A 22,616-nucleotide genomic window follows, 5' to 3' on the forward strand; every position below is an offset into this window, starting at 1 on the left:
TCGATGGTGTGCCTGTCGCCGGGAGACGCCGACACGAGCCATCTGACAGTCTGCATCGTTGAACAGCTCGACCCGGTTGCATCAGCTACTTATGAGCATCCGCAGTCTGTGAATGACCACGACCGCGATCAGTGCTACCACGGGCGCCTCCTTGGATGCCTCTCCCGGGCAATGATCTTACATACGTACTGGATGACCGCAGGGAAAACCGAAAGACCGACGAGACGGTCGCGATCTTCAGATCGCCGTCGCGACGGCTGGCAGCGGGGTTCGATGGGCTTCGCAATCATCTAGTTATCATTGCTGGCCAAGGCCACACGTAGCCCGCTTCCGGTGACATCATCGACCCCGTCGTGGCGAAGGCCTCTTCGGGGTGCCGGTCACTGGAAGGGGCCGCAGGCCGTCAGCGCCGGGCAGCCTCCGCGTCGACCGTCCGCAGCGACTTTCCCGCAGTCTCCCTTGCAAGGCCGACCGCGATCACCGAGATCGTGGCCGCCGCAACCAGATACAGGGAAATCGGTACCGAGCTGTGGAATCCGTTGAGCAGGCTGATGGCGATCAGCGGCGCCAGCGATCCGGCCAGGATCGGTGCGACCTGATAGCAGAACGACAGCGCCGTATAGCGGACGTGGGTGGGGAACATCTCGGTCATCAGCGCGGAATACGGTGCGTAGGTGAGTGATTCGATGGCGAGACCCAGCGTGATCGCGACAATGATGACCGTGTAATTTCCGGTGTCCATCATCGGAAAAGCCACGAATCCCCATCCGGCGGTGAGCACGGCGCCGGTGAGGTAGACCGGACGCCGGCCGATCAGATCCGAGAGCAGCCCCGCCGCCGGAATCATGAAGAAGTGCAGTAGGTGGGCCGCGAGCATCAGCGCGAGGATCGGCGCTGTTTCCACCTTCACCATCAACTTGAGATAGGTGATCGAGAAGGTCACCACGATGTAGTAGAGGATGTTCTCCGCAAAGCGGGCGCCGATGCCGATCAGCACCTCGCGCCAATGGAACCGCAGCACCTCGACGATGCCGAGCGCGCGCCGCTTGTCCGCTTCGATCCTGGCCTGCGCCTCGACGAAGATCGGCGCGTCGTCGACACTGGACCGCACCCAGTACCCGACGAGCACGACGATGGCCGACAGCCAGAACCCGATGCGCCAGCCCCAGGACAGGAACTGCTCGTCGGACAGATTCGCCGACAGCACCAACAGCACGACGGTCGCGAGCACATTGCCCAGCGGCACCCCGGACTGCGGCCAGCTGGCCCAGAAGCCGCGGCGGTGATCGGGACTGTGCTCACTGACGAGTAGCACCGCCCCACCCCACTCGCCGCCGAATGCGAAACCCTGGATCAGGCGCAGCGTCACCAGCAGGATCGGCGCCCAGTACCCGATCGCGTTGAAGGTGGGCAGGCAGCCCATGAGGAATGTGGTGATACCGACGACGACCAGGCTGAGCTGCAACAGGGCCTTGCGCCCGACGCGGTCACCGAAGTGCCCGAACAGCAGCCCGCCGAAGGGCCGAGCAAGAAACCCGACCGCATACAGCGCGAATGCCGCGATGATCCCGTCTACGGCATTCCCGCTGGACCGGAAGAACACCTCACCGAAGACGAGCGCCGAGGCGGTGCCGTATAAGAAGAACTCGTACCACTCGGCGACAGCGCCTGCCATGGCCGCGGCCACGATACGGCGCAGCCCTGCGGGTCTCGGCCCGGCGGCATTGGGCGGAGCGGACTCGGCATGCGACGCGGGTGCGGTGTTGTCGAGAGCGGTCATGGTGTTCACCTTCGTCGGAGAGAGAACGGCGCATCGGGCAAATCCGAGCACCTCGAGTTTCCGCGCGCCGCTTCGGATCGAATGGCGGATGTGGAGAGCGGAAACCGACACGATGTGATGTGTGACATTGCACTGTAGGTAAGTGACGGCGCTCACGCAAGGGGTTGCATGTGACCAACAACTCGCGCTAGCTTCAGTGCAATGTCACACCGCACCGTGTGACAGCGGCCCGGGCGCAGTTCCCGGACTACCACACAGATGGAGGCTTACATGTCCGAAACGACCACGTCGGCTGCGAATAAGCCGTGGCACGGGGTTCTGGTCGCGACGACCCTGCCTTTCACCGAGAACTACTCGGTCGACTACGACGCGTACGCCGAGCACGTGCGGTGGCTGGCCGCCAACGGTTGCCACGGCGTGAGCCCGAACGGATCGCTGGGGGAATACCAGACCCTCGCCGATGATGAGCGGGCGAAGGTCGTGACCACGGCCATCGCGGCGGCTCAGGCGGGATTCGCGGTGATGCCGGGCATAGCCGCATATGGGGCGCTGCAGGCGCGCAAGTGGGCCGAACAGGCCGCCGAAGCGGGGGCGCACGCCGTAATGCTGTTGCCGCCCAACACCTATCGCGGCGAGCGGGATTCGATCATGGATCACTACCGCACGGTGGCGAAGGTGGGGCTGCCGATCGTGGCCTACAACAACCCGATCGACACCCGCATCGACCTGACCCCGGACATCCTGGCCGAATTGCATGCCGAGGGGCTGATCGTCGGGGTCAAGGAGTTCACCGGCGACGTGCGGCGCTTCTACGAGATCAAGGAACTCGCCCCCGAACTCGATGTGCTCATCGGCTCGGACGATGTGGTCCTCGAGCTCGGCATCGCGGGCGCGGTCGGCTGGGTGGCCGGGTACCCGAACGCGATCCCCCAGGCGACGGTGGAATTGTACAACGCGTCGGTGAACCGGGACCTGGACAAGGCGCTTCCGCTGTACCGCGACCTGCACAAGCTGCTGCGCTGGGACTCCAAGACCGAATTCGTGCACGCGATCAAGCTGTCCATGGATCTGGCCGGTCGCACCGGCGGAGCATGCCGCCCGCCGCGGGTCCCGCTCGCGCCGGAGCTGGTCGAGAAGATCAGCGCCGATACCCGCGACGTGCTGGCCAAGGGCTACCGGTAGCCGAAAGACCCACGGACGACGGTGATTACGGGAAGCGAGGAGCAGACGATGACCGGAATCATGGCCGAATCCGTCGCCGACACGACGGCGGAGGAGGTCGATGCCGCGGTCGCTGCCGCCGCAGCGGCTGCCGGACCCTGGGCGGCGATGGAACTGGCCGACCGAGCCCGAATACTGCACGGCATCGCGGATCGGCTCGACGCGCACGCCGACGTACTGATCCCGCTGGCGATGCGGGAGACGCATCTGGCCGAACCGCGGCTGGTCGGCGAGTTGCAGCGCACCAGCTTCCAGTTGCGCCTGTTCGCACAGACGGTGCTGGACGGCGCGTTCCTCGACGTGCGCATCGACACCGCAGACGCCGAATGGCCGATGGGTGCGCCGCGGCCCGACCTGCGCCGGATGAATATCCCGCTGGGACCTGTGCTCAACTTCGCGGCGAGCAACTTCCCATTCGCGTTCTCCGTCGCGGGCGGCGACACCGCTTCCGCGCTGGCCGCCGGATGTCCGGTGATCGTCAAGGCCAATCCCGGCCACCCGGCGTTGTCACTCGCGGTCGGCCGGCTCGTCGATGAGGCGTTTGCCGAATGCGGCGCACCGGCCGGGACCGTCGGGCTGGTTTTCGGGCGCGACGCCGGGGTGCAGGTGCTCACCCATCCGGCCATGGCAGCCGCCGCGTTCACCGGCTCCACGGCCGGGGGCCGGGCGCTGTACGACCTGGCGTGCCGTCGGCCCGTGCCGATCCCATTCTATGGGGAGTTGGGCTCGATCAACCCGGTGTTCGTCACCGCCGAGGCCGCGCGGGCGCGGTCAGCAGAGATCGCTGAGGGGCTGCTGACCGCGGTGAGTTCGAATGCGGGCCAGGTGTGTACGAAGCCGGGACTGGTCGTGGTGCCAGCGGATTCGGCGGTGCTCAGCGACTTGGTCGAGCTGATCCGCACCCGCCCGGTGCCGACGGGCGAAATGCTCAACGACGTGATCGCGGCCGGATTCGCCGCCGCCGTCGAGCAGGTGCGCAAACACCCGAATGTGCAAGTGCTGGCAGGCGGCGGACCCGGAGAGGCCCTGCTACTTGCCACGACGGCGCGGACGGTGCTCGCCGACCTCAACGAGCTGATGCACGAAATGTTCGGCCCAGCAACGCTATTGGCGAGCTATCGGGACACCACGGAGCTGCTGGAGCTGGCCCGCGCGGTGGACGGCCAGCTGACCGTCACGGTATTCGGCGACCGAGCCGACGACACCACCCGCGCACTGCTCACCGCCGCCGCGGGCGCGGCCGGGCGGATGCTCTGGAACAGTTGGCCCACAGGGCTTTCCGTCACCTATGCGCAGCAGCACGGCGGACCCTACCCGGCCACTACCACACCGGCCACCACCTCGGTGGGCACCGCGGCCATCGCGCGCTTCCTGCGCCCGGTCGCATACCAGTCGGTGCCGGACGAGCTGTTGCCGCCGGAATTGCGGACGGACAACCCGCTCGGCATTCCGCGATCGGTGAACGGGGCTCGCCCGCAATGACTTTCGACTCGTCCGGCGCGACGTCCCTGCGGGGTACCGAGGTGCTGATCATCGGTGGCGGCATGATCGGGTGCGCGCTAGCGGACCGCCTCACGCTGGCCGGTGCGTCGGTGCGGGTCTGCGAGGCGGGTGGGCTGGCCTCGGGCACCACCGCCCACGGCGAGGGCAACGTGCTCGTCTCGGACAAGGGCCCCGGGCCCGAGCTGGAGCTTGCCCAGCTGTCGCGCCGACTGTGGCCCGGCATCCTCGAGCGCGTCGCCGAGCGGCTCCCCGAGGATGTCGCGGCCGTCGAATGGGAACCCAAGGGCGGCATCGTGGTTGCCACCACCGCTGCGGGCGCTGCCGCGCTGACCGAATTCGCTGGAGGCCAGCGCGCGGCCGGGGTGCGGTGCGAGGACCTCGATGCGGACCGACTGGCCGAGGCCGAACCCGCGCTGACCCGGGACGTGGCCGCGGCCGTGTACTACCCCGATGATGCCCAGGTCCAGCCGGTCGGCGCCGCTGCCGCCCTGATCGGGTCTGCGGTCGCGGCAGGCGCGGTCGTCGAAACGTGCTGTGCGATCACCGGTTCGATCGTGCGCGACGGTCGGCTGATCGGGGTGCAGACGACCAAAGGACCACGGCACGCCGACATCGTGATCAACGCGGCCGGACCGTGGTCGGGCCCGGTCTCGGGTCTGCTCGGCGCGCCGATCGCCGTCAAGCCGCGCCGGGGCGACGTGCTGATCACCGCGCCGCTGCCGCCGACCGTCTTCCATAAGGTCTACGACGCGGATTACGTAGGCGCCGTCGGCAGTTCGGACACGGCACTGCAGTCCTCGGCCGTGGTCGAATCTACCCGCGGCGGCCCGCTGCTGCTCGGCTCGTCACGGCGCCAGTGCGGCTTCGATAACCGACTGCGCCCGGACAGCCTGGCCGCCATCGCGCGCAAGGCGTTGCGGCTGTACCCGATTCTGGCCGATATCGCGATCATGCGCGCCTACGGCGGCTTCCGCCCATACGTCGATGACCACCTTCCGGTGATCGGACCTGATCCGCGACTGCCCGGGCTGTGGCACGCAACCGGTCACGAGGGAGCAGGTATCGGTCTGTCGGTCGGCACCGCACAACTGCTGACATCCGCGCTCGCCGGTCAACCGGACGAGGTCGATATCGCGGCCTTCGCCGTCGACCGGCCCGCAGTGATGGAATCCAGCCCTACCGGACCGAACGAGAGGATTTCCCGTTGAGTTCCCACCTCATTCGGCCGGATACCGACCCCGTCGGTCGCGCCGACCGGCCAATGACGATCACCGTCGACGGCACGCCGATTCCAGGCGTGCACGGTCAGACGCTCGCCTCGGTGCTGCTGGCCGCCGACCGCTCACACTGGCGCACCGCACCGACCGGAGCCCCACGCGGCGTGTTCTGTGCCATCGGCATTTGCTTCGACTGCGTCGCCACCGTCAACGGCGTCCCCGACATTCGGCTGTGCCGCCGCCCTGCCCGCGATGGCGACGCAGTCACCACCCAGACCCGCGTGACCCGCTCGCCCAAGGCAAACGGAGGCGCGCGATGAACAGGCACGTGGTTGTGATCGGCGGTGGCCCAGCAGGCACGGCCGCGGCCGAATCCGCGCTGCTCCACGGGGCAACCGTGACGCTGATCGATGCGAACGAGGCGCTCGGCGGCCAGTACAACCGTCGCGTCCCGGCCGCCTACGGAGTGCGGCACCCGCTGAGCATCGGGCACGGATATGCCGCGGCAGAGCGTCGGGCGCGCCTGCTGATCGATCACCCGCGCTGCGAATACCTCTCGTGGGCAGCGGTTTACCAGATCGAACGGCATCCAGGGGGCGGCTGCCCGGCCGTGCGTTTGCTGCTGGGCGTCGAGGGCGACCGGCGGACACACCGGGTGGTCCAGGGCGACGCACTGGTACTCGCCACCGGCGCCTACGACCGGGTGTGCCCATTCCCCGGCTGGGACCTGCCCGGCGTCTACACCGCGGGCGCCGCGCAGACTCTCGCCAAGACCCAGCGTGTGCTGGTCGGACGGTCCGTATTGCTCTCCGGCACCGGCCCGTTCCTGCTGCCGGTCGCGCAGTCGATGGCCGAAGGCGGCGCCGACGTCCGCGCGGTGCTCGAGGCCAATCCGGGCCGCCGGGTCCTCCCACATTGGGCCGCCCGGCCCTGGCAGCTTCGACACAGCGTCGGCAAGGCCGTTGAGTTGATCGAATACGCCAGTTGTCTTGTGCGACATCACATCCCAGTGCGCACGGCCCGAGCGGTGGTCGCAGTGGCCGGCGATGGCCGGGTCGAGGAGGCCACCATTGCCCGCCTCGACGAGAACTGGGCGCCGATTCCCGGCAGCCACGCCACGGTGGCGGTGGACGCGGTCGCGGTCTCGCACGGATTCACCCCGCAGCACGAACTCGCGGTCGCCGCCGGGGCACAGCTCACCTCCGATGGCTTTGTCCGCGTCGATCACACCCAGCGCACCTCCAACGAAAGCGTCTGGGCAGCAGGGGAAGTCACCGGCATCGGCGGTTCCCAGGTCGCCACCGTCGAAGGGACCGTCGCGGGGCTGGCGGCGGCGGGCGCCGACCCCACCGCGGACCGTGTGCTGCGTGCCCGTCACCGCACGGCCGAGCAGTTCGTCGCACGGCTCGCGGCCGCGCACCCCATCCGGCCCGGCGTGCTGACCTGGTCGCGACCCGAGACCGTGATCTGCCGGTGCGAGGGCACCAGCCGTGGTGAACTGGCCGCCGCCTGGGCCCGTGCCAGCGGCGACGGCTACCGGCCCGCCAAGCTGGCCACCCGCGCCGGACTCGGGCCATGCCAGGGCCGGATCTGCGCGGCGAATATCGAGGCGCTGCGGGGCAGGCCATGCCCCGACGGCGGCGCCTCCCCCACGGCCGATACCCAGGGCCTGGCGGCGGCCACCCCCGCCTGGCGCCCGTTGGCCGCCCCGGTGCGGCTGCGCGAACTCGCCGATCTCGACAGTGAAGGACAGTCTTGATGCGTAGCACCATGATCATCTCCGCGATCGACACCCACACCGAGGGGATGCCGACCCGCGTGGTCACCGGCGGAGTCGCCACGGTCCCCGGCGACACGATGGCGGCCCGGCGGATGTATTTCGCCGAACACCTCGACGGACTGCGCAAACTATTGGTCAACGAGCCGCGCGGACACGCGGCGATGAGCGGGGCGATCCTGCAGCCCGCAACCACCGACGACGGGCACTACGGCGTGCTGTTCATCGAGGTCAGCGGACTGCTGCCGATGTGCGGACACGGCACTATCGGCGTAGCGACCGCGCTGGTCGAGGCAGGCATGGTGCCGGTCACCGAGCCCGTCACCGAGATTCGGCTCGACACCCCCGCCGGGCGGGTGGTGGCCTCAGTGGCTGTCAGCGGCGGCCACGCGGACTCGGTCACCCTGCGCAATGTTCCCGCGTACTGCGACAGCCTGGACAACAATGTCGAGGTGCCCGGCTTCGGCACGGTGCGCTACGACATGGCCTACGGCGGAAACTTCTACGCCATCGTCGATCTCGGCTCGCTCGGGCTACCGTTCGACCGCGCGGACAAGGACCGGATTCTCGACTCTGGCCTGCGAATCATGCATGCCATCAACGAGTTCCGGTGCCCGGTACACCTCGAGGACAAGCAGATCGCCGGGTGCAAGCACGTACTGTTCCTGGACCCGGCCGCCGAGCCCACACACACCCGCAACGCGATGGCCATCCACCCGGGCTGGTTCGACCGCTCCCCCTGCGGCACAGGCACCTCCGCACTACTTGCCCGCCAGCACGCCCGCGGGCTGCTCTCCGGTGACCAAGTGCTGCACAACGATTCGTTCATCGGTACCACCTTCCAGGCGCATGTCGTCGACACCACCACCGTCGGTGGCGCCCCTGCGATCGTGCCCGCTATCACCGGCCGCGCATGGCTGACCGGGACGGCGAACTACCTGCTCGACCCGTCCGACCCCTTCCCTCAGGGCTTCGTCTTCTAGGACGAGACCTCCCACACTTCCCCTCCGGTCACCCACCCATCTCGAAAGGCCACGACAATGTCTGTCGTCACCCGACGCCCACGTCCACCCATCACCAGAAGTGGGGTGATGCGACGAATGCCCGTGACCGTCGCTGACACCGGCGACTTCAAGAAGAGCATGGGCCTGTGGCAACTAGGTTCTGTCTCGAAGTGGTGAGGGCTGGCCTGTGGCCGGTCGTCTCACGAGTGTCGAAGCCATTGGTTGATGACAGCGATGTGGATCGTGGCTTGGTAGCGGACGGCGAGTTTGTCGAACCGGGTGGCCACGGCCCGATGCTGTTTGAGCTGGTTGATGCCGCGTTCGACAGCGTTGCGGTCACGGTAGATCACCGGATCGAACGTCGGCGGCCGCCCACCGGCCCGGCCGCGGCGCAGCCGGTTCGCGGCCTGATCGGACGGGACCGGGATCGTTGCTCTGATCCCGTGACGACGTAACCACTCCCGGTTACCGCGACTGGAATACGCCTTGTCGGCCAACACCCGCACCGGCCGCACCCGCGGACGTCCGCCTCCGAGTTTCGGCACCGCGATACCGTCCAACACCGCCGTGAACTGAGGACTGTCACCGGCCTGACCCGCGGTGACCAGCACCGACAACACCCGGCAGCCCTGCTCACACGCCAGATGCAGCTTGCTGGTCCACCCACCCCGAGAGCGCCCCAACCCGTGATCGGCCGGCTCGCGTTCACCAGGCCCGGCTGGCGGTTCGGCCTGCCGGTCGCTGTCGCGGCGCCCACCAGCAGCGTGCTGGTGGGCCCGAGCGATCGTGGAGTCCACACTGACCTGCCAGTCGATCACCCCGGCCGCGTCGGCCAGCACCTGCAGCGATGTCACGATCGCCGCCCACGCGCCGGCTCGCTGCCAGCGTCGGAACAATCCGTAGACCGCTTGCCAGGACCCGTACTCGGCGGGAACGTCGCGCCATGGCACCCCGGCCCGGGTCCGCCACCGGATCCCGTCGATGAGCTGCCGTTTCGTCCACTTCGGCGGGCGGCCCGCCTTCTTCGGTCGAGGCAGCAACGGCTCCAACCGCGCCCACTGGGCATCGGTCAGATCCGCCCGCCCCGCCACCGCTACGCTGGGCACGAGGTCTCCGGGACTATTCAGGTTTGCTTGGTCGCTAACCCGAAATACCGGAGACCTCACCCATATGCCAAAGCGGCCAACAACTTTCACCGAACATGCTGATGGGTGGCACCGCACAGCGGTGCCACCCATCACTTCACTTCGAGACAGAACCTAGTCGCGCTCAGTCTCGGCGGACTCGTTGGGGCAGGCGTATTTTCGCTCGCCGGCGTGATAGCCAACGAGGTGTCGGGCCCGGCCGTGCTCATCTCGTTCGCGATCGCGATCATCGCATCCGGGGCGGCCGGCCTGTGCTACGCCGAATTCGCCGGGATGGTACCGAAAGCCGGCTCGGCTTATACCTATTCCTATGTCGCGCTCGGCGAGATCATCGGCTTCATGATCGGCTGGGACCTCCTGCTCGAGTACACCGCCATCGTGTCCGTCGTCGCGATCGCCGTATCCGGGTACCTGAACTACATCACGCATTACATCGGATTCGACTTGCCCACTTGGGCACTCGGCGCGCCGGGCACGGGATCCGGTCACAAGGTCGACCTGTTCGCGGTCCTGCTCTGTCTGCTGCTGGCATTCCTGCTCTCGCGCGGAACCCGCGAATCCGCCCGCGTACAAACCGGACTCGTCGCTCTGAAGATGCTGATCGTCGCGGTGGTGGTCGTCGCGGGCGCATTCCACATCAAGGCGGGCAACTACATGCCGTTCTTCCCGTTCGGGGTCGGAAGCGCGGTGTCCGGTGCGGCGCTGGCGTTCTTCGCGGTGTACGGCTACGACGCGATGAGCGCGGCCGCGGAGGAATCCAAGGACGGCAAGAAACTGATGCCGAAGGCCATTCTGATCAGCCTGGGCATCGCATCGGTCGTCTACCTGCTGGTCTGTCTCGTCATAGTGGGCATGGTCAACTACACCGATATCAATGTGTCCTCACCGTTCTCCAGTGCGTTCGACACGGTGGGGATGGGCATCCTCGGCCTGGTCATCGCGGTCGGCGCCGTCGTCGGCGTCACCACCTCGGCGTTCGCGAATATGCTCGCCGTCACCCGCGTCGGCTTCGCCATGAGCCGCGACGGTCTGCTGCCCTCGTACTTCGGCGAGAGCAGTCCCACCCGCAAGGTGCCCACCCGGGTGATCTGGCCGGTCGGCGTCGTTTCGGCCCTCATCGCCGGCTTCCTGCCGATCCGGGAAGCCGCGGAACTCACCAACGTCGGGATCCTGATGGCGTTCATCGTCGTCGCACTGGGCGTGTGGCGGCTGCGCTGGACCCGACCGGACGCCGAGCGGGCATTCCGCACCCCGTGGGTGCCGCTGGTGCCGCTGGTCGGGATCGGGTTCTCGGTCTGGCTGATCAGCCACCTCGACTGGGTCACCTGGCTGCGTTTCATCGTCTGGCTGGTGCTGGGTCTTGCGCTGTACTGGGGCTTCGGCTATCGGAACTCGAAACTGAACGAGGTAGAGAGCTAACTATGCTTAGAGTCCAGGCCCGCCCACAGGAGGAACGCGGAGCGCATTGATGATTGAGCGGTTGGACACTGTCAAGCGGCACACCTTGCGCGACCATGTCTTGGATGCGCTGCGTGCGGCGATCATCTCCGGTGAGCTCGAGCCCGGGGTGCTCTACTCGGCGCCGTGGCTGTCCGAGCGGTTCGGCGTCTCGCCGACGCCGGTGCGCGAGGCGATGCTGGATCTGGTCAAGCAGGGTTTGGTGACCTCGGTGCCGAACAAGGGCTTTCGCGTCACCGAGACCTCCGAGGAGGACCTCGATTCGATCGCCCGGATCCGGATGCTGCTCGAACCGCCGAGCGTCCGCTCGATCATCGACGAGATCCCCGATTCCGATATCCCGGGTCTGCGCGCGCAGGCCGACAAAATTGTCGACGCGGCCAAGCGCGGCGATCTGGTCGAGTACATCGACGCCGACCAGCGGTTCCACTTGATGCTGCTGGACTATTGCCACAATCCCCGGCTATCACAGATCGTCAGTGACCTGCGCGCCCAGACTCGGCTGTTCGGCCTCGCCGCGCTCGTCGAGCGCGGCGAACTGGAGAAATCGGCGCAGGAGCACCACACGATCATCGACCTGATCGAACGTCGCCAAGGCGAGGAAGTCGAGCTCTTTCTACGCAAGCACATCGGACACGTGCGCGGCATCTGGGCCGCCGGGAACGCACCCGACGAACAGATCTCGTAGCCACTCGGAAACGCGCGGGCGCTGAAGTGGCGGCGCGCCGGCCCAGGCCGATGCACTGGCCAAACGCCCAGCCGGGCACCGCACCGAGTCCGAACAAGCCGAACTGTGCGGCTGAGAAGAGGCACCGACACCGCGCGCCGCGGCGCGCATCCAATGGCGCGGCACCATCACGCGATCGGCCGGACGGTGCGGTCGCTGCCGAGCCGGTCGAGCTGGTAACGCAGCGCATCGACCCCGGCCGGCGAGGTCTCCTCGCTGAGGCCGACCAGCACCAGCCCGTCTGCAGCATAACGTCACCGCCCTCGATCGTGCCTGCATCGAGGTCGGCGACCCGCTCGATGCGCTCCACCAGGCACCGAACTCCCGCGAACTCCCCTTGCCGCCGCCGCGAATGCAACCGGGACACCACGAAAACATCGTCGATGACGAACCGATATCGCGCGTGTAGTGCTGGCCGTAGGAGCCCGGCACCTGCTCGGCGAGCACCACTTCCACACCGCGGCCGCGCAGGAGATCAATGAAGCGGTGCTGCTGCGCGCGCACGTTCGGGCGAATACGGCGCCCACCGGCTGGTCTCGCGCTGCCGCGCCAGCACCGGATCCAGCGGCCCGAACAGATCCAGCGTGACCGGCCCGGCGTGACGCATCACCACCGACCGCAGCTCCCCGAACTCGCTGTCCACCCCGACCCGTCTCACCCGAACTCCTAACCCCACATCGCTGCCGCACCCTCGGATCCGCTGCGCATCGAAATCTACGCCGTCCGTGTCCTGACGGAGGTCCCCTCGGCGCCCGCACCAGCACCGTCGTCATGTGGTGCTGCCTGGACGACACTGCGGGCCGAGGTCACGCCGACCAAGCGCAGCATCGGCGCTGTCATCGCCGTCGTCACCAGCGCCATCACCACCAACAGCGAATAGAGCGGCCCGGTGATGAGCCCCACGCTGAGCCCGACATTGAGGATCACCAGCTCGGTCAACCCGCGGGTGTTCAGCAACGCCGCAACTCCCGCCGCCGCGCGAGCCCCCAAGCCGACCATGCGCCCTACGGCGTACACGCTGCCGACCTTTCCCAGCACCGCGGCTGCCACAATGATCGCCAACTCGCCCAGCGCGGTCGCGTCGAGCGCGCCCAGGTCGACCGCCAGGCCCGCAACCACGAAAAACGCAGGCAACAGGACCGAGCTCAGCACCCGAGCGCCGGACTCGACCGCAGCGCGGCGCCCGCGCGGGAACACGAGCCCGAACGCGAAAGCCCCGAAGACCAAGTGCAGCCCGACCCACTCGGTGACCGCCCCCAGCAGCAATGCACCCCCGATGCCGACCACGATCATCGTCTGATCGGTGCCGAACGAGGCCAGCCGCATCAGCACCGGCCGCACCACCCACCACGTCAGCCCGACCACCGGAATCAGGACCGCCCACCGCCACTGCCCGCCGATGACCGGGTTCGCGAAAGCCAGCACAACCGCCAGCGCCGACCACGCCAGCAGATCGACCACTGCGGCGCACGCAAGGCTGATCTGCCCAATCGGTGTGCGGATCAGCCTGTGATCGTGCAGGATCCGCGCCAGCACGGGAAACGCCGTGACCGCAAGAGCACAGCCGAGGAACAGCGCGAAGTACCGACCGTCCCCAATCCGGTGACGCGACAGCGCCACCGCCGCCAGCCCACAACCCAGCAGGAACGGCACGGCGTAGGCGGCGGTCGACACCACCGGGATCGTGCGGCGCCGGCCCGAGAACACCGAACCGTCGAGTTCCAAGCCTGCCAGGAACATGAACACGGCGATGCCGACGCTGGCCAGCAGGCTCAGATATGAGCGGGCCTCATGCGGAAACAGCGCACCCGAGACAGCGGGGCCGAGTACCGTCGGGCCCGCCACGATCCCAGCCGCAATCTCCCCGATCACCGCAGGCTGTCCGACCTTCTCCGCCAGCCACCCCGTCGCTCTCGCCGCCACCATGATGACGACAAGGTCGACGAAGACGACCACAACCTGACCACTCGACATGCTCGACCCCTTCGCCGTGCCGCGACGGGCTGAAGCCCCGGCGCGGCACATCTATCCTCATACTTCGCCCGGAGAAGGTCTGTGGCGCCACGCAACTCGGACTCGGACGCCCACCCTAGCTGGGTGAGCAGGGCGGACATCGCGGCCATTCCACGCCCGGCCACCCCTGCTTCGCGACCTCACTCAACACGGCACCGTAGCCTCGGGCGACACCCGCGAGACCTCAGCACTACAGTCGTAGTCAGCGAGCACGTCACTCACCAGGTACCCGAATGGCTGTGGCTGTGCCACGTCGTAGGTCAGCGGCTTGATCGGCGCCGGCCCCGGCGTTTTCCGATGCCAGGGCCGCATCGATGGCGCCGCACAGTTCATGGGTGATCAGCAGATGGCATTCCTGAATCGTCGAAATCGCCGCCGACTCGACGGGCACTACCTCGTCACACACTTTCGCCAGCGGGCTGCCGAAGGGGCCAGTTACCGCAAGAGTGAGCATTCCGAGACCGTTCGCCTCCACGGCCGCCGCGACGACATTGGCGCTGCGCCCGGAAGGGTAGAACGCCACCAGCACGTCGCCTTCGCGGCCATGCGCACGCACGTGTCGCGCGTACACTTCGTCGAACCCGTAGTCGTTGGCGATCGCGGTCACGACCGCGCAATCGGCAGCCAACGCCAACGCTGGCAACGGACTTCGCTCGGACTCGAACCGGCCGACCAACTCGGCGACCAAGTGTTGCGACTGCGCCGCCGACCGGCCGTTACCGACCACCAAGACCCGCCCACCCTGCCCCAACTGAATCCTCCCGGTATGTCAAAGTCTCCGGACTCACCGGGGTGATTCACCGCCTTGACCTCAAAACCTGTTGCGGTGCACGTGAATTGGGAATACCGCCGAAGCCGGGCCGTGTAGGCTGCGCAGCTACCGAACAGTGATCGGAAGTTGCCTCAGCCACGCACCCACGTCCAGACAACAGAAGAGCCACGCATGACCAGATACGCGCATTTCGTCGGCAGCCTGCCCGCGAACCTGATGACCGGCGATCGCGCCGTGCTGCAATGGTTCGCCGAACACAGCGAGGGACGGCCCGTCACCGCGGTGCCCTGTGACCTCGACCCGGACTGGATCCTCGAGTATCTTCGTACGCGCCAGAAATATACCGACATCTTCGAAGTCGTCCACTCGGGTGAGTACACCGACTACAGCGACTTCCCCAGCTATGGCCTGCGGTCCGGCCGCACGTTGGAGCCGCAACATGTGTCGATGGACCGGGTCGAGCGTATCGGTGAAGTGGTCTCCGCGTTGGAATCGCTGCGGCGTGACCGGCCGGAGTTGGCCGAGGCGAAAGTCCAGATAAGCCAGCCCAACCCGCTGGACCTTGCCCTGTTCGTGTTCGCGGGCGCGGCGGTCTCCGCTGGGCTGCCCGTTGGGAAGGCTGTGCGGCGCTCCACTCTCGTCGTAGATGCGATCCGCCATCTGCCGGTGTTCACTGAAGCAGTGCTGCAGGAGATGACCGAAGTCATCGATCGGCACGGCGATCATGTTGTCTGGCAACTGGAGTCGCCCATCGCGCTGCTGAGCATGGTCAAAGCCGACCAACTGCATGCGCAGTGGTCGCTTGCCTGGCTTGTCGCGCGGCAGCTCGCCGGGTTTCTCGGCCGGATGCACGAGATCGGGGCGGAAACCATCGTGCACCTGTGCTACGGCGACTACCAGCACAAGAGCCTGCTGAGCCCACGCACTCTCGCACCCGCGGTGAAGCTACTCAATCAGACTGCACAACTATTGAGCAAACAGGGGGCGCCACTGCCCCCGGTGCACATTCCGTGCGCTTACGGCACCGAACCGGCACCGCTGGACCCCCGCTTCTACGCACCCTTACGCAAGCTCAACCCGGAATGGCGGTTGATCGCTGGTGTCGTTTCGCCGGACTCTGCCGAGGACAGCGCCCGCGCGCTCGCTCTCTTCGAGAAGGCCGCAACCAGAACCGCGTACGGTGTCGCCACTGCCTGTGGACTCGGCCGTTGCAGTGTCGATTCCGCGCAAAAAGCGGCCGCGACCACCGTCGCGATAACCGACACGGACGACATGCACCGCGAGAGTTTGCTCGAATAGCTTGCAGCGCAACGTCTTAGGTAGCCTGCCTGCTTCCGCCAGCCATCAGGCGACCGCATCGAAGTCCGTGAGCCTTGTGTGAGAACCGTTTCCGACGTTCACCCGCCGCAAATTCTCACCATCGAGGCGGTGCGACGAGCGATGGAAGCCCGCCTGCATGTCGCTATACCCCTGGCTGACAACCATTTTCACGTTTCGTACCGCATGAAAGGGTATCCTTTGCTACAGTAGACATCGTGTTCCGCTCCGGTCTGGCTAACCAGCGGCAACACTTACTCCGGGTTTGCCTACGGCCGTGGCCCCGGAGTCGGTCCGGTTTCCGGTGCGGGCGCACTATCCGTTATCAGCAGTTCCAGGGAGTTTGCTATGGGGTACAATCCGCATGTTCTGGTAATAGGTGGAGGCCCAGCCGGTTCGACCACGGCAGCCCTGCTCGCGCGAGCAGGCATCCGCGTGACCCTTCTGGAAAAGGAGAGATTCCCGCGATATCACATCGGGGAGTCACTGCTTGCGTCGTGCTTGTCGACACTGCGCCTGTCCGGCGCCTATGACGAGGTTGCCGCGCACGGCTTCCAGGTCAAGCGTGGCGGGGTCTTTCTGTGGCAGGCCGATACCTGGCTGTTGGACTGGTCTCGGCTCGTGGACGCGGACGCTTGGTCATGGCAGGTCGACCGCGCGGCGTTCGACGACATCCTCCTGCGTAACGCGGCAAAACAGGGCGCCGAGATAATCGAGCAGGCCACCGTGACAAATGTGGTGTTCGACGGCGACCGTCCCACCGCCGTCGAATGGACCGGCCCCGATGACGATCAGACTCGGACCACCGAATTCGACTTCCTCGTCGACGCCTCGGGACGCGCGGGCTTGCTTGCCAAGCGGCATTTCGATATGCGCCGGCAGCACAAGGCCTTCCGGAACACCGCCATCTGGTCGTACTGGACAGGCGCCCGCTTGCATCCGGACAGCCCGGAAGGCGCGATCAACGTCGTTTCGACCCCCGAAGGCGGCTGGATCTGGCACATCCCTCTTTCGGACGGCCGCTTCAGCGTCGGCTATGTGATTTCCAAGCGCCAGTTCCTCGCGAAGCGTCGTGAGCACGAATCACTGGAGTCGTACTATCTCGATGTCATCCGCAGCAGTGCCCAGCTGAGCGAGTTGCTCGAGGGAGCACAGCAGGTCGACAGCGTCCGGGCGGAGCAGGATTACTCCTATGTCGCCGATCGGTTCTACGGTCCGGGTTACGCCATTGTCGGTGACGCGGCATGCTTCCTCGATCCGTTGTTGTCCACTGGCGTGCATTTGGCGACCTACGGAGCGCTGACCGCATCGGCGGCGATTGCGACCACCTTGCGGGGCGAGATGAGCGAGTCCGAGGCCCTGGGGTTCTTCGACTACACCTATCGGCGGGCGTACTGGCGATTCCTGGTCCTGGTTTCGCGGATGTATGAGCAGTACGTCGGGTCCGAGGAATATTTCACGCATGCCAGCAGCCTCACCGAGGCACATGAGGGCGATACCCCGCAGGAGTCGTTCACCAGGATCATGGCGGGACTGACCGATGTGGACGAGTCGTCGGGAGAACAGCAGCGCACCGATACCGACACCATCGTCACCGAGGCCGAACTCCTCGCCGAGGAGCCAGCCGAGGTAAACATCAAATACATGGGCCACTTGGACATGTCCCCGGTGTGGAACATCTGGCGCGATCCGCTCGGGGCGGACACTGTCATGGGCGAGGTGCGTATCACGACCGAACCAGCACTCGGCCTGACCAGCAACCCCCGCACCGACGCGGAGATGGAGGCCATAGTTCGCCCGTTCATTCCACCGAAGGGCACCGACGTCACCACAGCGTAGTCACCGGCTTCCGACACGGATTTCCCGTGAAAATCACTGCGCGGAGCCGACAATTGTGACGATCACTCGCTCCGTCCCCGAGCCACCGGGCGAGGCATCGCCCGGTGGCTCGGGCTTCCGGATGAACAGAGACGAGATCGGGCGGTTCGGCCATCCGCTCACCAGGATGCTACTGGCCAGCGACGGCTCCACAATGCCGGTACTCGAGGCAATACTCAGGACGGACCTCCAGGTTCATGTGCTCCGTCAAGACCATATGGCAGCCAGTCGGCTGCCTACCACTGTCACCGATGCATTGCAGGTGTCCGGTGCCGACCGCATCATCGTCCGCCGCTCATGCCTGATCAATTCCGACATGGTGGCCGTATCCGCCAACTATGTCGTCATCGTCCCCGGGCCCGCGGCCGCCTATGGAGTTGACGATGTCCAGATGCCGATCGGTTACGCCTTGATTTCTCGTGGAGTATCCCAACGTCGTCACATACTGCGGGCAGGCTTGACGAGATGGCCGGATGGCCGCCTCTGTGCAGCAAAGGCATACGTCATCGTGATCGTCGATCGGCCGATCTGCTATATCCGGGAATCCTTCAATCCCAACGTCATTCCACCGGACTACTTTCACACCGCCGACAGCGATCTGCAGTGGGCTGACGAGCCGGAACATGTGGAATCGGGACCCGACCTACGGCAGCACGACTAGGCAGTGTCTCCCAATAGATTTCGCGGCGCTTGCGCGGCCAATCGATTCACTGGATCGCCTCGTCGGCGAGGCGTTGCAGGTAGCTGGCGAATTGGCTGCGGTCGTGTTCGTTCCACGCCGCGGTGAGCTGGTCGAAGCAGCGGCGTTGCCAGTCGTGGGATGCAGTCAGCAGCTCGTGTCCGCTGTCGGTGAGTTGAACGACGACGCGGCGACGGTCGTGGGTGGAGTCGCCGCGGGCAAGGTATCCGGCCGCGACGGCGTCACGCACCATGCGGCTGGCGCCGGAGTGGTCGAGACCGAGCTGCTCGGCAACATCGGTGACTGCCGCTTCCTCACCTGTCCGTAGCACGGCGGCGACGGCTTCTACGACCTGAATGTGCTGCACCCGCCGCAGCTCTCCATCCGGTTCCCGGGTTACTCGCGTGAGTGCCTGGTTGCTCCAGCGGCGTGACCAGAAACGGACCAGCCGAAACAGGGCCGGGCCACCGTCGACCGTGTTGCCGACCGCGGCGGTGTCGGCCGTGGCCGAGGTGCTTCGAGTGTCACGTGTGCCCACCCTCGACATTGTATGCGATACGCACCTATATTTGTATGCGTATCGCATATAAATGACCTTTCGGGGTCCACGACAAAGGAGGCAGCGATGTCCATCGTTCTCAATCACACGATCGTTCCGACGACCGACAAGCAGGCCGCGGCAACGTTTTTCGCCGAACTGATGGGGCTGGTGGTATCCGCTCCAACCGGGCCGTTCGTGCCTGTGCGAGTCAACGACGATCTGACGTTCGACTTCGACGACCGCGGGCGGGTCGAGCCTGGTCATTACGCCTTCCTCATTGATGACGACACCTTCGATGCCGTACTGGGGAGGCTGGCGAAATGGCCTGCCGTGGAGTACGGCTCCGGCCCGGAACACGAGTGGGACCGGCAGATCAACCACCTGGCCGGCGGGCGCGGCGTCTACGTTCGCGAGCCCGGCGGCCACAGCTACGAGCTGTTCACCGTCGTTCCCTGAGCCACACAGTCGAAGACGGGATTTCTGCGGGTGGCATCGAGAAGATGACGGAAGGTTCAGCGTGGTTGGCGCGATTGCTGGCCGGTGTCAGGTTCTGACGGACCAGCAGTGGGAGTTGCTGGAACAGCTGTTGCCGAGGTCAGAGGGGCGGGTCGGCCGCAATTTCGCCAACAACCGCCGCGTGGTCGAGGGCATGCTGTATCGGCTACGGACCGGGATCCCCTGGCGGGATCTGCCAGAGGTGTTCGGGCCATGGCAAACGGCATGGAAACGACATCGCCGCTACGCCGGTGACGGCACGTGGGACAGGGTGCTCACAGCAATGCTGGCGTTGGCGGATGCGACCGGGAACCTGGATTGGGTGACTTCGATCGATTCCACCATCGTGCGCGTCCATCAACATGGCGCGAGCTTGCCCCGTCACGCAGGGGCTTCTTCGAATTGCACGAATCTACTGGACGAACCGGCGGACCATGCGATCGGCCGTTCTCGGGGCGGACTGACAACCAAGGCCCACTTGGTCGTCGACGGAAACGGTCGGGGATTGTCGCTGCTGCTCACCCCGGGGCAGGCCGGAGACAGCCCGATGCTGGCGCTGGTCCTCGACGGGATCGTGGTGCCCCGCCTCGACAGCGGGGCACCACGGCGGACCCCTGAGCAGGTGATCGCGGACAAGGCGTACGCCTCGGCAGCGAACCGCAGCCTGCTGCGGCGCAAGAGAATCAGCATCGTCATCCCTGAACGGTCCGACCAGATAGCCAACCGCAAACGCCGAGGCAGCTTCGGTGGCCGACCTCCGGAACTCGACCGGACCGCCTATGAACGCCGCAATGTGATCGAACGCGCCTTCAACAAAACCAAGCAGTGGCGCGCCATCGCTACCAGGTATGACAAACTCGCCCTGGCCTACCGCGCCGGGCTGCTCCTGGCACTGGTCATCGAATGGCTCCGACTATTGGGAGACACTGCCTAGCGGCCCACTCCGGCTCGTGCCACATCCTCCCCAGCCCGGCAGAGTTGTTGCTAGCGTGTGGGAGTCGCCAGGTGCTGGACGGCAGGTAGCGGAAGGCTGTAGTAGCTTCAAACCCGTCAACGACAAGAGGACTGATGAATCAAGATACCGCCGTGGTGTTTTCATGGTGCTGACCCATCACAGCGCTCAGCGCCGTGGCGGTCGCGGTCTGACGTGCGGTACTCGAAACAGCACCAGCTGGCCGCCGACACGCCGGCGCACGAACAGTCGCCTACGACGGAACCCTCGAGCGGTTCGGTGGGGCGCGGCGTTAGACCTGGCACCCGACACACGCTGACCTCGCTCGAGGCACGTGCCGCGCTCATCGATCACTCTCGTCGAATTCCTGTCCATCGTCTGGAGTCACGTCTTTGACCACACCACAGTCCCCAACATCCGCCCCGCACGCCACTTCGGCCGGAACTTGCCCCGTCCAGCACGAATCCGTCACAGGTAATGCTGACCGCCGAGTCCCGCTGTACACCCCGGAGTTCGTCGCCGACCCGCATCGTGCTTACCGCGAGATGCGCCGTCAGTATGGCTCGCTCGTTCCCATCGAGTTGGCGCCGGGTGTGCCAGCGACCTTGGTGATCCGGTATCGGACGGCGGTGCGAATCCTCAATGACCCCACCCACTTTCCCGCCGATCCACGAACCTGGCAGAAGACCATTCCGGAGAACTCTCCCGTCCGGCCGATGATGGAGTGGTACCCGGCAGCGCGATACAACACCGGAGCCGAACATGCCCGCTATCGGCAGGCCTCCGTCTCGAGCATCGACGGGATCGATACGCACGGGCTGCGTTCCACAGTCGAGAAAATCGCCATCCCGCTGATCAACAACTTCTGCGAGGCCGGCTCCGCCGACGTGGTATCCCAGTACGCGTTTCCACTGGTCCTCGAGATCCTCAACGATATGGTCGGCTGCCCCGCCGAGATCGGGCGGCGGGTCGCGACCGGCATGGCCGCGCGCTTCGATACAGTCAACCCCGCCCCGGGCATGAAGATGGTCAAAGAGGCGCTGATGGAGCTGATTCAGCTCAAGCGGTACCAGCCCGGCGACGACGCCACCTCGCGGCTGGCACATCACCCGGCCAACCTGGACGACGTGGAGATCTTCGCCCAGCTGATGAGCTTTTACGGCGCGGGCTTCGAAGCGCAGCGCAACCTGATCACCAACACCCTGCTGCTGATGCTCACCGACGACCGGTATCGGTACGGAAGCGATGTCCTCGGACGGAACCTGTCGACCGAACACGCGCTCGACGAGGTGCTGTTCAACGACCCACCGATGGCGAACTTCTGCACCACGTACCCTCGGCAGCCGATCATGATCGACGACGTCTGGTTGCCAGCGGACCAGCCGGTCGTCATCAGCCTCGCCGCGTGCAACAACGACCCCGACATCCGCGGGGCCGACGAGCCTGGCGGCAGCCGTATCGGCAATCGCTCGCATCTGGCGTGGAGTACCGGGCCTCATGCTTGCCCGGCCAAAACGATCGCCTACCCGACTGTGCAGAACGCCATCGACCAACTGCTCGACGCCCTCCCCGAAATGGAGCTCGCGGTGCCTGCGGACCAGCTGGTCTGGCGGCCGGGTCCGTTCCACCGGGCGATGACGGCAATGCCGGTCGTTTTCCCGAAGTCCCCGCCGCTGACCTTCGTGTAGGAAGCCTGGAACCGCCACGCCCTGGTTGACGTGAAGCGCGCTTCAGCACCTAGTGTGCGGACACACGGCTCCGAGACCATGAGGTAGCTGCATGACCAACGTCCCCGCTCGACGCAGTGGAGCGCGAGACGGGATCTGTCGCCGAGTGAATCGCGGGACATGGGCGGCCCGCGCTTCGCTGCGTGGGGCGCCTACTGCGCCGATGGTGCGGGCACATTGCAGACCCTCAGCCAGCGCTGAGACATGCACGCGCGCAGCGATCGCCACTCCGGCGGTCGTTAGGCGCTCCTCAGCGACGTCGGAGGTGCGGATGATAGTTCCGGCCACTTTGAGCGAGCCGACCACGATCAGCACGGCGCGATCTGTGCCCGGCGATACCGCGACCCCGCCGACGATTGTGGTGATCGTGCCCTCGATCGGCCAATGCAGACTGGCGGCGACCCCGCTCC

20 protein-coding genes are annotated in these 22,616 nt (G+C 66.2%); 14 read left to right on the plus strand and 6 right to left on the minus strand.

Annotation, left to right across the window (positions count from 1 at the left end):
- Nucleotides 1–403 precede the first annotated feature (403 nt).
- Nucleotides 404–1,780, minus strand: coding sequence for a fosfomycin efflux MFS transporter AbaF (gene abaF / locus OHA40_RS31105; RefSeq protein WP_330230378.1), 1,377 nt, complete (start codon nucleotides 1,778–1,780; stop codon nucleotides 404–406).
- A gap of 270 nt (nucleotides 1,781–2,050) precedes the next feature.
- Here abaF and OHA40_RS31110 point away from each other — a divergent pair, with 270 nt between their 5' ends.
- From OHA40_RS31110 to OHA40_RS31135, 6 genes are read left to right on the plus strand one after another with little or no spacing between them, the layout of a single operon-like run.
- Nucleotides 2,051–2,962: a dihydrodipicolinate synthase family protein gene (locus tag OHA40_RS31110; RefSeq protein WP_330230379.1), complete on the plus strand. Its 912-nt coding sequence runs from the start codon at nucleotides 2,051–2,053 to the stop codon at nucleotides 2,960–2,962.
- Between the two features lie 48 nt (nucleotides 2,963–3,010).
- Nucleotides 3,011–4,483: an aldehyde dehydrogenase family protein gene (locus OHA40_RS31115; protein ID WP_330230380.1), complete on the plus strand. Its 1,473-nt coding sequence runs from the start codon at nucleotides 3,011–3,013 to the stop codon at nucleotides 4,481–4,483.
- The gene (locus OHA40_RS31120) at nucleotides 4,480–5,712 is read left to right on the plus strand and encodes an NAD(P)/FAD-dependent oxidoreductase (protein WP_330230381.1); all 1,233 of its coding nucleotides are present in this window, start codon (nucleotides 4,480–4,482) and stop codon (nucleotides 5,710–5,712) included. Before OHA40_RS31115 ends, OHA40_RS31120 begins: the two co-directional genes overlap by 4 nt.
- Nucleotides 5,709–6,041 carry a (2Fe-2S)-binding protein gene (locus tag OHA40_RS31125; RefSeq protein ID WP_330230382.1) on the plus strand — a complete coding sequence of 111 codons (333 nt, stop codon included), beginning with the start codon at nucleotides 5,709–5,711 and terminating at the stop codon, nucleotides 6,039–6,041. Before OHA40_RS31120 ends, OHA40_RS31125 begins: the two co-directional genes overlap by 4 nt.
- On the plus strand, nucleotides 6,038–7,480 hold the full coding sequence (locus tag OHA40_RS31130; protein ID WP_330230383.1) for an FAD-dependent oxidoreductase: 1,443 nt from the start codon (nucleotides 6,038–6,040) through the stop codon (nucleotides 7,478–7,480). The genes OHA40_RS31125 and OHA40_RS31130 overlap by 4 nt, the downstream gene beginning before the upstream one ends.
- Nucleotides 7,480–8,481 (plus strand): proline racemase family protein, encoded by a 1,002-nt coding sequence (locus OHA40_RS31135; RefSeq protein WP_330230384.1) that lies wholly within the window; start codon nucleotides 7,480–7,482, stop codon nucleotides 8,479–8,481. Before OHA40_RS31130 ends, OHA40_RS31135 begins: the two co-directional genes overlap by 1 nt.
- A gap of 221 nt (nucleotides 8,482–8,702) precedes the next feature.
- Here the strand turns inward: OHA40_RS31135 and OHA40_RS31140 are convergent, their stop codons facing one another.
- Nucleotides 8,703–9,608, minus strand: coding sequence for an IS5 family transposase (locus OHA40_RS31140; protein WP_330228469.1), 906 nt, complete (start codon nucleotides 9,606–9,608; stop codon nucleotides 8,703–8,705).
- A 210-nt stretch (nucleotides 9,609–9,818) separates the two neighbouring features.
- On the opposite strand from OHA40_RS31140, the gene OHA40_RS31145 reads away from it, so the two are divergent.
- On the plus strand, nucleotides 9,819–11,066 hold the full coding sequence (locus OHA40_RS31145) for an amino acid permease (protein WP_330230385.1): 1,248 nt from the start codon (nucleotides 9,819–9,821) through the stop codon (nucleotides 11,064–11,066).
- Nucleotides 11,067–11,115: 49 nt separating this feature from the next.
- Nucleotides 11,116–11,793 (plus strand): GntR family transcriptional regulator, encoded by a 678-nt coding sequence (locus tag OHA40_RS31150; RefSeq protein ID WP_330230386.1) that lies wholly within the window; start codon nucleotides 11,116–11,118, stop codon nucleotides 11,791–11,793.
- A 514-nt stretch (nucleotides 11,794–12,307) separates the two neighbouring features.
- On the opposite strand, the gene OHA40_RS31155 is transcribed toward OHA40_RS31150, so the two are convergent.
- From OHA40_RS31155 to OHA40_RS31165, 3 genes are all read right to left on the minus strand, one after another.
- On the minus strand, nucleotides 12,308–12,490 hold the full coding sequence (locus tag OHA40_RS31155) for a hypothetical protein (RefSeq protein ID WP_330230387.1): 183 nt from the start codon (nucleotides 12,488–12,490) through the stop codon (nucleotides 12,308–12,310).
- Nucleotides 12,491–12,546: 56 nt separating this feature from the next.
- The gene (locus OHA40_RS31160; RefSeq protein ID WP_330230388.1) at nucleotides 12,547–13,806 is read right to left on the minus strand and encodes a cation:proton antiporter; all 1,260 of its coding nucleotides are present in this window, start codon (nucleotides 13,804–13,806) and stop codon (nucleotides 12,547–12,549) included.
- A 253-nt stretch (nucleotides 13,807–14,059) separates the two neighbouring features.
- Complete coding sequence (locus OHA40_RS31165) at nucleotides 14,060–14,596, minus strand: D-sedoheptulose-7-phosphate isomerase (RefSeq protein ID WP_330230389.1); 537 nt, start codon at nucleotides 14,594–14,596, stop codon at nucleotides 14,060–14,062.
- 192 nt (nucleotides 14,597–14,788) lie between these two features.
- On the opposite strand from OHA40_RS31165, the gene OHA40_RS31170 reads away from it, so the two are divergent.
- The 3 genes from OHA40_RS31170 to OHA40_RS31180 all read left to right on the plus strand — a co-directional run bounded on the left by OHA40_RS31170 (nucleotide 14,789) and on the right by OHA40_RS31180 (nucleotide 18,473).
- The gene (locus tag OHA40_RS31170; protein ID WP_330230390.1) at nucleotides 14,789–15,916 is read left to right on the plus strand and encodes a hypothetical protein; all 1,128 of its coding nucleotides are present in this window, start codon (nucleotides 14,789–14,791) and stop codon (nucleotides 15,914–15,916) included.
- 366 nt (nucleotides 15,917–16,282) lie between these two features.
- Nucleotides 16,283–17,773, plus strand: a complete 1,491-nt coding sequence (qhpG, locus tag OHA40_RS31175; RefSeq protein ID WP_330230391.1) for a flavin-dependent monooxygenase QhpG — start codon at nucleotides 16,283–16,285, stop codon at nucleotides 17,771–17,773.
- A 166-nt stretch (nucleotides 17,774–17,939) separates the two neighbouring features.
- Nucleotides 17,940–18,473 carry a hypothetical protein gene (locus OHA40_RS31180; RefSeq protein WP_330230392.1) on the plus strand — a complete coding sequence of 178 codons (534 nt, stop codon included), beginning with the start codon at nucleotides 17,940–17,942 and terminating at the stop codon, nucleotides 18,471–18,473.
- Nucleotides 18,474–18,519: 46 nt separating this feature from the next.
- Here OHA40_RS31180 and OHA40_RS31185 read toward each other — a convergent pair whose 3' ends face one another.
- Nucleotides 18,520–19,029: a MarR family winged helix-turn-helix transcriptional regulator gene (locus tag OHA40_RS31185; RefSeq protein WP_330230393.1), complete on the minus strand. Its 510-nt coding sequence runs from the start codon at nucleotides 19,027–19,029 to the stop codon at nucleotides 18,520–18,522.
- Between the two features lie 87 nt (nucleotides 19,030–19,116).
- Between OHA40_RS31185 and OHA40_RS31190 the strand changes: the two genes are divergently transcribed.
- The 3 genes from OHA40_RS31190 to OHA40_RS31200 all read left to right on the plus strand — a co-directional run bounded on the left by OHA40_RS31190 (nucleotide 19,117) and on the right by OHA40_RS31200 (nucleotide 22,167).
- Complete coding sequence (locus OHA40_RS31190; protein WP_330230394.1) at nucleotides 19,117–19,488, plus strand: VOC family protein; 372 nt, start codon at nucleotides 19,117–19,119, stop codon at nucleotides 19,486–19,488.
- Nucleotides 19,489–19,549: 61 nt separating this feature from the next.
- Complete coding sequence (locus OHA40_RS31195; protein ID WP_330230395.1) at nucleotides 19,550–20,461, plus strand: IS5 family transposase; 912 nt, start codon at nucleotides 19,550–19,552, stop codon at nucleotides 20,459–20,461.
- A 410-nt stretch (nucleotides 20,462–20,871) separates the two neighbouring features.
- On the plus strand, nucleotides 20,872–22,167 hold the full coding sequence (locus tag OHA40_RS31200) for a cytochrome P450 (RefSeq protein ID WP_442943852.1): 1,296 nt from the start codon (nucleotides 20,872–20,874) through the stop codon (nucleotides 22,165–22,167).
- Nucleotides 22,168–22,616 lie beyond the last annotated feature (449 nt).

Source organism: Nocardia sp. NBC_00508 (genome assembly GCF_036346875.1).
Classification (GTDB): Bacteria; Actinomycetota; Actinomycetes; order Mycobacteriales; family Mycobacteriaceae; genus Nocardia.

Excerpts from the sequence above, each read along its gene's own strand:
- OHA40_RS31135 (WP_330230384.1), top strand. The coding sequence starts at position 7,480 with ATGCGTAGCACCATGATCATCTCCGCGATCGACACCCACACCGAGGGG.
- OHA40_RS31170 (WP_330230390.1), top strand. The coding sequence starts at position 14,789 with ATGACCAGATACGCGCATTTCGTCGGCAGCCTGCCCGCGAACCTGATG.
- OHA40_RS31190 (WP_330230394.1), top strand. The coding sequence starts at position 19,117 with ATGTCCATCGTTCTCAATCACACGATCGTTCCGACGACCGACAAGCAG.
- OHA40_RS31110 (WP_330230379.1), top strand. The coding sequence starts at position 2,051 with ATGTCCGAAACGACCACGTCGGCTGCGAATAAGCCGTGGCACGGGGTT.
- OHA40_RS31180 (WP_330230392.1), top strand. The coding sequence starts at position 17,940 with ATGCTACTGGCCAGCGACGGCTCCACAATGCCGGTACTCGAGGCAATA.
- OHA40_RS31115 (WP_330230380.1), top strand. The coding sequence starts at position 3,011 with ATGACCGGAATCATGGCCGAATCCGTCGCCGACACGACGGCGGAGGAG.
- qhpG (WP_330230391.1), top strand. The coding sequence starts at position 16,283 with ATGGGGTACAATCCGCATGTTCTGGTAATAGGTGGAGGCCCAGCCGGT.
- OHA40_RS31120 (WP_330230381.1), top strand. The coding sequence starts at position 4,480 with ATGACTTTCGACTCGTCCGGCGCGACGTCCCTGCGGGGTACCGAGGTG.
- abaF (WP_330230378.1), bottom strand. The coding sequence starts at position 1,780 with ATGACCGCTCTCGACAACACCGCACCCGCGTCGCATGCCGAGTCCGCT.
- OHA40_RS31150 (WP_330230386.1), top strand. The coding sequence starts at position 11,116 with ATGATTGAGCGGTTGGACACTGTCAAGCGGCACACCTTGCGCGACCAT.
- OHA40_RS31130 (WP_330230383.1), top strand. The coding sequence starts at position 6,038 with ATGAACAGGCACGTGGTTGTGATCGGCGGTGGCCCAGCAGGCACGGCC.
- OHA40_RS31160 (WP_330230388.1), bottom strand. The coding sequence starts at position 13,806 with ATGTCGAGTGGTCAGGTTGTGGTCGTCTTCGTCGACCTTGTCGTCATC.